7 protein-coding genes are annotated in these 8,606 nt (G+C 27.8%); 6 read left to right on the top strand and 1 reads right to left on the bottom strand.

Going from position 1 to position 8,606, the window contains the following annotated elements; all coding sequences use genetic code 11:
• Positions 1-347 (top strand): autotransporter outer membrane beta-barrel domain-containing protein (locus AVBRAN12647_RS07365; protein WP_336614939.1); only part of this gene is annotated, 347 nt, incomplete at its 5' end.
• Positions 348-537: 190 nt separating this feature from the next.
• On the opposite strand, the gene AVBRAN12647_RS07360 is transcribed toward AVBRAN12647_RS07365, so the two are convergent.
• The gene (locus AVBRAN12647_RS07360; protein WP_336614938.1) at positions 538-3,057 is read right to left on the bottom strand and encodes a YhdP family protein; all 2,520 of its coding nucleotides are present in this window, start codon (positions 3,055-3,057) and stop codon (positions 538-540) included.
• Here AVBRAN12647_RS07360 and mltG point away from each other — a divergent pair.
• The 5 genes from mltG (at position 2,954) to AVBRAN12647_RS07335 (ending at position 8,606) form a co-directional block, all read left to right on the top strand.
• Positions 2,954-3,952, top strand: coding sequence for an endolytic transglycosylase MltG (gene mltG / locus AVBRAN12647_RS07355; protein WP_442862236.1), 999 nt, complete (start codon positions 2,954-2,956; stop codon positions 3,950-3,952). The two genes, AVBRAN12647_RS07360 and mltG, sit on opposite strands and share 104 nt — an antisense overlap.
• A gap of 81 nt (positions 3,953-4,033) precedes the next feature.
• Positions 4,034-6,208 (top strand): NADP-dependent isocitrate dehydrogenase, encoded by a 2,175-nt coding sequence (locus AVBRAN12647_RS07350; RefSeq protein ID WP_336614937.1) that lies wholly within the window; start codon positions 4,034-4,036, stop codon positions 6,206-6,208.
• Positions 6,209-6,217: 9 nt separating this feature from the next.
• Positions 6,218-7,381 carry an ADP-forming succinate--CoA ligase subunit beta gene (gene sucC, locus AVBRAN12647_RS07345; protein WP_214118504.1) on the top strand — a complete coding sequence of 388 codons (1,164 nt, stop codon included), beginning with the start codon at positions 6,218-6,220 and terminating at the stop codon, positions 7,379-7,381.
• A 9-nt stretch (positions 7,382-7,390) separates the two neighbouring features.
• Positions 7,391-8,260, top strand: a complete 870-nt coding sequence (sucD, locus tag AVBRAN12647_RS07340; protein WP_214118506.1) for a succinate--CoA ligase subunit alpha — start codon at positions 7,391-7,393, stop codon at positions 8,258-8,260.
• 37 nt (positions 8,261-8,297) lie between these two features.
• The gene (locus AVBRAN12647_RS07335; protein ID WP_214150340.1) at positions 8,298-8,606 is read left to right on the top strand and encodes a 4Fe-4S binding protein; all 309 of its coding nucleotides are present in this window, start codon (positions 8,298-8,300) and stop codon (positions 8,604-8,606) included.

The following is an 8,606-nucleotide window of genomic DNA, read 5'->3' as shown; positions in this document are numbered from 1 at the left end:
ATAAGGACTTAGACTTAAAAGGAACTAATGCAAGTATAGAAACTAAAAAAGGTCTTCAAGCTAGTATAAAAGCAGGAGTTAAAGCAGGGGTTGAGTTTAATAAAAACTTTAGCTTAGTTACTGAATTACAATACTTTAAAGACCTAAATGCTCTTTCAAAAAGTAAAGTAGTAGCTCTTTTAGAAAACAATCTTAATAATATCCAAGATAGTGGTTTGAATGCTAAAATAGGATTTTTAGTAAAACCAAATTCTAAATTAGACATTAATGCTGATTTTACAAAGAATATTTCTAATGAGTTTGATACAGGATATAGATTAAACTTAGGATTTAGCTATAAGTTTTAATTAGAACTTTAATAAGTTCTAATTAACTTAGCTTTATTCTAAATACAAAGCTATTTCATCTGATATTAAATAGTTTTTATTAAATACTTTATTATCTTTTATAAAAACCAAATCTTTTAAATCATCTAATTTATTTTTATTTTTTGTTTGATATTGTTTTGGTTAATTAGAACTTGAATAGTTCTAATTTTTATCTATCTATTATATTTTTAGGTAGAGTGATGATATTTTTCATAAGTATAAAAGGACTTGTTAATATATCTTTAGCTAAGCTAGTTTTATATTCAAGATTGTCTAAACTACCGCTAATTTTTAATTGAGTAGCTATTTTATTATCCTTACCGCCTATAAATATTTCTTTTACGATAGGAATATTGCTTATGATTTTATTTGTATTTTTTAGAGTAAAAATATTAAGAGTAATATCTGCTGTTTTTGATTTTGTATTAATAATGCCTTGACCGCTACAATCTATGTTGTAACCTAAAATATTAACCTTATCAATATTTATAATGTCATTTTTATTTCTAAATTCAATTGAGCCAAATTTTATCCCTAAACCTTTTTTTGTAAAACCCGGTTTATTAAAAGTTACTAAAGCCGGTATGCTTTCTATAAATGCGATTAGATTTATGTAGTTTTTAGTATTTGATAAATAGGCATTTCTTATATTAATTAAGCCTTCATAATCACTTAAAGTATTGCCTTTTGCATCTAAATCAATTTCTCCACTTATAAAAACTTCTTTATTTACGATTTCATTTAGTGCTTGATGGCTTAGTTCTCTTAGGTAGGCTTTAAAATTGTTTTTTCCTATTTGGGCTATCAAATCTCCACCTTTAATAAAACTTGCGCTTATTGAAGTTTCATAAGGATTTTTATTTAGTTTTAAATTCTTGAAATTAAATAAAAAATCTTTATAAATAATCTTAGAATTTAATAAATTAAGAGCTATATTATTATTGCTATCATTATTTTCATCATTATTTAATTTATTTGCGTCTATTATTAGATTATTTAGATTAATAGTTGTTTTATTGTTTTGAGAATTTAAATTAATAAGATTGCTTTTGGTATTTATTGTGGTTATGTTGTTTTGAATACTTATATAAAAGTCATCTTGAGTATATTTATAATTATTATCTAAATTATTTGGATTATTTTTATATAAATTAAAATCAAATTTAGCATTAAATATATTTACAAAAAATGCCCCATCTTTACTACTTAATTCAATATCTCCATCATTAAAATTTAATTTTTTAAGTTGCTTTGAATAACTAACAATACTTGAAATATCGCTTTTTATAAGTAAATTTTTATCAAAATATATTGTGGTATTTAATGCCGGAAAATCTAAAGTTTTATTATTTAGATTTAAATTCATTTTTGCTTTATCGTTGTAATAAAAATAATCTTTATAATCAATTCCTAAAGTCTTTATATTTACACTTGCTAATTTGGTTTTAGTATCTAAATTTATATCCGCATTGCTTATTTTTAATTCTTTTGTATCTGCATTACCTTGAATTGCTACTAAATTATCATTTACACTTATATTTAAATTAGCGTTAAAGTTAAAATTACTAAAAGAATAATTTCCATTGGTTTTAACATCTACTTTTACATTGTGAGTATGGTCGTTATTTAGTTTTATATTAACTAAGGTGCTTGTTTTACCACTATTTTGCTTTAACCCTAAAACAACATTATAAGCATTTAGTATTTTTTCTATTTCACTATTGTAAAGCGCATTATTTGAGATGATATTTATATCAATATTTGGCTTTAATAAATTATCTATTGTTAAATTAAATTCATCAATAGTTGTGATATTATCTTGAGAATTTACATTATTTGCTAATAGTTTTAAACTATAATCTTTTAAGCTTAATTTAACTTCTTTTGCATAAGCATTTGGTGCTTTATCATTATAATTTGCAATTACATTTGTAAAAACACCTTCTCCTAAGGTATTTTCTAGTTGATTATTTTTTATTTTTACAATAAAGCTACCTTTAAAATTATCAAATTTTACTCTAGTTATTAGCCATTCTTTTAGTATTGGTTTTAAATAATTTTCAATATGTTTAAATGCTTCTTGTTGATTTTTAATCTCTAAATTATCAACGCCTAATAAAAAATCATTTTTTGTATTTATTATATTTATTTTTGCGTTTAAATCATTGTTTATAGAGTGTAAATATCCTTTAATTTCAACATCTTTAGCTATTTTTATATCTCCATAAAAATATAAGTTTTTATATTTTAGATTTGTTATGTTTGCTAAAAGCTCATTTGAGTATAAATTTATTTTTATATTTGCTTCAATATCATCTGATTGGATATTCAATTGGTTTTCATCATAATATATTTTGACTAAAGCATCATTTATTTGAATATTTTTTATATTAATACTTTGAAAAAATAAAAATACTTGTTTGTATTCTTTAAGGCTTAATATTTTTTTTCTAATTTGATTTATATCTAGTGCTTCGTTGCTATTTGCTTTTTTTATATAAACTTTATTTATATTTAAGATTAGTTTTTTATCAAGTTTCAAATAAAGCTCAGAGATTTCAATATTAATTAATTTAAAATCCTTAATTGAAATTCCATTGGCTAATACAAATACAAAGGCGATTATTAAGAATATGAATATAAAAAGAATTTTAATTATTTTATTTATGTGTTTTGATGTTTTAAGCATTTTTGTCCTAGCGATTTTGTTTTACTTATTGCAGCCTGTTAAGTCAAATTCTGTTGTATTTATACCACAAGGCTCTAATGCTAAAATTATAACAAGTTTAAATAACACTAAATTGCAATTTAGCAAAATAGACCAATATTTGTTATTATTTTTTGGACACCCGCAAAGTGGTTGGATAGCAGTATCTAAACCTATTTTAACAAGATATGAATTTTTAAAAGAGCTAACTACAAATAAAGCAGCGTTAGTTAATCTTACTTTAATTCCAGGTGAAACAAGTGAATATTTTTTAAGAGAAATTGCAGCAAAAAAACTTAATTTAAATCCTGATAAATTATTAGATGAATTATATTCTCAATCAAATAGAAAAGAAGGTATGCTAACTCCTGATACTTATTCAATTCCATTAGGAATTAGTGAAAGATTGTTTATAAAATATTTATTAGAATTTACAAAAAAAAGAAATGAAACAATTAGTAAAAAAGTTTTTGGAGATTATACTGAATATAAATTTTATAGATTTATTATAGTAGCTAGTATTATTCAAAAAGAAGCTGCTAATGAAAGCGAAATGCCTATTGTAGCGAGTGTTATTTATAATAGATTAAATAAAGGTATGAAACTACAAATGGATGGAATGCTAAATTATGGTATGAATTCTCACATAAAAGTAACTCCACAAATGATTAGAGAAGATAATTCAGAATTTAATTCTTATAAAAATTCTGGTTTACCAAGTGTTTCAATTTGTAACGTTTCTACACAAGCAATTTTGGCAGCAATTTCTCCAGCTAAGACAAATTATTTATATTTTATGAGAGATAAAAGGACTGGTACACATAGGTTTAATACAACTTTAGCGGCTCACGAAAAAGAAATAGAAAGGCAAAGATAAGAGTAATTTAATTTTTTTTGATTTACTCTTTTTTAACTTAGCAGTTATACATTCATCTAAAATTTAATTAAAGGAGTTACGATGAGTATTGTATATACTTTCACAGATGAATCGCCAGCGTTGGCAACTTTAAGTTTTTTACCAATTGCAAAGGCTTTTTTAAAGCATGCAAATATTGAAATTAATACAGCTGATATTTCATTGGCAGCAAGAATAGTTTCTAGTTTTCCAGAGTGTTTAAAAGATGAGCAAAAGTGTGAAGATGCACTTGCAAAACTTGGTGAATTAGTAAAACTTGATGGAGCAAATGTAATTAAAACTCCAAATATTTCTGCTTCTATTCCGCAACTTAAAGCTTGCATAAAAGAATTACAATCAAAAGGATATAATGTTCCAAATTATCCAGATGAACCACAAAATGATAGCGAAAAAGCAATCAAAGAAAAATATGCAAAAGTTTTAGGTTCTGCTGTAAATCCTGTTTTAAGACAAGGAAACTCAGATAGAAGAAGCACAAAAGCTGTAAAAGAATACGCAAAAGCAAATCCATATAAAACAAAAACCTTTAGTAAAGATAGTAAAAGTTGTGTAACTTGTATGAGTAGTGATGACTTTTTCTCTAATGAAAAGGCAACTTTAATCAAAGAAAACGGCACTGCTAAATTATATAAAGTTGTAAATGGGGCTAAAACTGAGCTAAAATCTTTTGAAGTTGTAAAAGATGAAGTAATGGATGCGACTTTTATGAATGTTGCAAAACTAGATGAGTTTTATGAAAAACAAATCAATCACTGCAAACAAGAAAATATTTTATTCTCACTTCATTTAAAAGCAACTATGATGAAAGTAAGTGACCCTGTATTATTTGCTCACGCTTTAAAAGTTTATTTTAAAGATTTATTTGCTGAATTTGGCGATGAGTTTGCAAATCTAGGCATTAATCCAAACAATGGTTTAAGTGAGCTTTTAAGTAAGGTTGAAAACTCAAGCAAAAAAGATTTAATCTTAAAAAGATATGAAGAAATATTAAATACAAGAGCACCAATTTCTATGGTTAATTCTGATAAAGGTATTACTAATCTTCATGTTCCAAGTGATGTAATTGTAGATGCTTCAATGCCTGCAATGCTTAAAAATGGTGCTAAATTGTGGGATAAAAATGGTGCAGAAATGGATACAAATGCTGTTATTCCTGATCAAACATATGCAACAATTTATCAAGCAGTTTTAGATGATATGAGAGCTAATGGAAGTATTAATCCAAGTGTGGTTGGTTCGGTTAGTAATGTTGGTTTAATGGCTAAAAAAGCTCAAGAATATGGCTCACATGATAAAACTTTCATAGCTGATTGCGACGCTACTTATCAAATAGAGTTAAATGGCGAAGTTTTATTATCACACGATGTTAAAAAGGGTGATATTTATAGAATTAATTTAGCAAAACCTGATGCAATAGCAAACTGGATAAAACTTGCAAAACAAAGATGTGAATTAAGTGGCGAGCAAGGAATTTTCTGGCTTGATAGCAAAAGAGCAAGTGATAGAATAATCATTGATTTAGTTAAAAAAGAATTAGGAGAAACTTTCTTAATCTTAAGCCCTTATGAAGCTTGCAAAAAAAGTTTAGAAATTATTAGAAGTGGTAAAAATTGTATATCAATTACAGGTAATGTTTTAAGAGATTATTTAACAGACCTTTTCCCAATACTTGAATTAGGAACAAGTGCGAAAATGCTTTCAATAGTTCCAATGCTAAATGGCGGAGCTATGTTTGAAACAGGTGCGGGTGGTTCTGCTCCAAAACAAGTTGAGCAAGTTGTATTAGAAAATCACTTAAGATGGGATAGTTTAGGCGAGTTTTTAGCTCTTCAAAGCTCACTTGAATTTGAAGGAAATAAAGGCAATGCAAAAGCAAAAGTTATGGCAGAAGCTTTTGATGAAGCAATATCTCATTATTTAAATGAAAATAAAGCTCCAAGTAGAAATGCGAAAGAAAACGATAATAGAACAAGTCATGTGTATTTTGCAATATATTTAGCGAATGCACTTGCTAAGCAAAATAATGATGAAAGTATGAATAAATTTTTTAAAGTTATTGCTGATAAACTTAATTCAAATTCTTCTAAAATCATTGAAGAATATATGAATGAAGAAGGTAAAGCAGTTGAATTAGGTGGATATTATGTTTTAGGCGAAGTAGCTGAAAAGATAATGAGACCAAGTGTTACATTTAATGAAATTTTAAAATCAATTTAAGGAGAAAATATGAATATACACGAATATCAAGCAAAAGAAATTTTTGCTAAATTTGGTGTGCCTACTTTAAAAGGTAAGGTTGCATTTAGTGTTGAAGAAGCTGTTGCAAACGCAAAAGAATTAGGCGGAAGTGTTTGGGCTGTAAAAGCTCAAATCCACGCTGGTGGTCGTGGTTTAGGTGGTGGTGTAAAAATCGCTAAGAATTTAGATGAAGTTAAAATGTATGCTGAAAAAATATTAGGTATGAACCTTGTAACTCATCAAACAGGACCAGAAGGAAAACTTGTTAGAAAACTTTATATTGAAAGTGGTGCAAATATTGCTAAAGAATATTATTTAGCACTATTATTTAATAGAATGGAAGAAAAAATCACAATCATTGCTTCAAGTGAAGGTGGTATGGATATAGAAAAAGTTGCAGCAGAGCAACCTGAAAAAATAGCAAAAGTTACAATTGACCCTGCAATTGGCTTTAAAATGTTTCACGGACTTGAAGTAGTAAAAGTTTTAGGTCTAAATAAAGATGAAGGTAAAAAATTAATAACATTTATAGATAAATTATATAAATTATATTTAGCAAAAGATGCAAATTTAGTAGAAATTAACCCATTAATCAAAACTGCAGAAGGCGAGTTTTTCGCACTTGATGCTAAGATGAGTTTTGATGATAGTGGTCTTTATAGAAATCCAGATATTGCAGAATTAAAAGATGAAACAGAAGAAAACCCAGCAGAGCTAGAAGCTAGTAAATATGGTTTAAGTTATGTAAAACTTGATGGCGATGTGGCTTGTATGGTAAATGGTGCAGGTCTTGCTATGGCTACAATGGATATTATTAATTATAGTGGCTGCAAACCAGCAAACTTCTTAGATGTTGGTGGTGGAGCAAGTGCTGAAACCGTTGCAAAAGCATTTGAGATTATTATGAGAGATAAGAATGTAAAAGTAATTTTCATTAATATTTTTGGTGGTATCGTAAGATGCGATAGAATTGCAAATGGTGTTTTAGAAGCTACAAAAACAACTAAAATTGATATTCCTGTAGTAGTTCGCTTAGATGGAACAAACGCTAAAGAAGCAAAAGAAATTCTAGATAATTCAGGTCTTAAAAATATTCACGCAGCAACAGATTTTGCAAATGGTGCTGAAATTGTAAAAAGCTTAGTAAAGTAAGGAGAAAAAATGAGTATATTAGTAAATAAAAATACAAAAGTAATAGTTCAAGGCTTTACAGGTAAAGAAGCTACATTTCACGCAGAACAATGTATTGCTTATGGCACAAATATAGTTGGTGGTGTAACTCCATTTAAAGGTGGAGAAACTCATTTAGGAAAGCCTGTATTTGATACGGTTAAAGAAGCAGTTAGTAAAACTGGTGCTGATACAAGTTTAATTTTCGTTCCTCCTTTTGCTGTTGGAGATAGTATTATTGAAGCTGCTGATGCAGGAATTAAACTTGCAGTAGTAATCACAGAACATACTCCTGTAAAAGATATGATGTTCGCAAAAGCTTATGCAAATAAAAAAGGTATGAAAATCATTGGACCAAACTGCCCAGGAATTATCACTGCAGATGAATGTAAATTAGGAATTATGCCAGGCTTTATATTTAAAAAAGGAAATATCGGTGTAATTTCTAAAAGTGGAACTTTAACTTATGAAGCAGCAAATCAAGTTGTTTTAGGTGGTTATGGAATTACAACTGCAGTTGGAATTGGAGGAGACCCAATCATAGGTCTTGCTTATAAAGAATTATTAGCTGAATTTGAAAAAGATAGCGAAACTAAAGCTATAGTTATGATAGGTGAAATTGGTGGAAGCTTAGAAGTTGAAGCTGCTAAATTTATAAAAGAAAATATCACAAAACCTGTTGTAGCATTTATAGCAGGTGCAACTGCTCCAAAAGGTAAAAGAATGGGTCACGCAGGTGCTATTGTAGGAAGTGCTGATGAAAGTGCTGCTGCTAAAAAAGAAGCTTTAAAAAGCTATGGTGTTCATGTAGTTGATTCTCCTGCAGATATCGGTAAAAAAATCAAAGAAATTTTAAAATAATTAAAGCCTAGATAATCTAGGCTTAGAAAGGTTAAAAATGGAAAATAATACTAATGCACCTGTATGGGTGGATGAAAAAAGATGTAAAGCCTGTAATATATGCGTAAGCTATTGTCCTATGGGCGTTATTGCTATGAGAGATGAACCAAGTGCTGTTTTAGGTCAAATGATTGAAGTAGTTAATCCAGAATCATGCATAGGTTGTAGAGATTGTGAAACTCATTGTCCTGATTTTGCGATTAATGTTGCAGATGCTAAAGGTTTTAAATTTGCAAAACCTACTCAAGAAGGTAAAGATAGAGCGGCTGCAATTAAAGCTAACAATTTTAAAAAGTTAAAGGCGTAA

Origin of the sequence: Campylobacter sp. RM12647, from assembly GCF_020138135.1 — a bacterium.
GTDB lineage: Bacteria > Campylobacterota > Campylobacteria > Campylobacterales > Campylobacteraceae > Campylobacter_E.
The sequence above is the reverse complement of the archived record's forward strand: the minus strand, read 5'-3'. Positions and strand labels throughout refer to the sequence as shown.

What these genes read in the sequence shown, in the direction of transcription:
- AVBRAN12647_RS07360 (WP_336614938.1), bottom strand. Translation starts at nt 3,057, where the DNA reads ATGCTTAAAACATCAAAACACATAAATAAAATAATTAAAATTCTTTTT.
- AVBRAN12647_RS07350 (WP_336614937.1), top strand. Translation starts at nt 4,034, where the DNA reads ATGAGTATTGTATATACTTTCACAGATGAATCGCCAGCGTTGGCAACT.
- sucD (WP_214118506.1), top strand. Translation starts at nt 7,391, where the DNA reads ATGAGTATATTAGTAAATAAAAATACAAAAGTAATAGTTCAAGGCTTT.
- sucC (WP_214118504.1), top strand. Translation starts at nt 6,218, where the DNA reads ATGAATATACACGAATATCAAGCAAAAGAAATTTTTGCTAAATTTGGT.
- AVBRAN12647_RS07335 (WP_214150340.1), top strand. Translation starts at nt 8,298, where the DNA reads ATGGAAAATAATACTAATGCACCTGTATGGGTGGATGAAAAAAGATGT.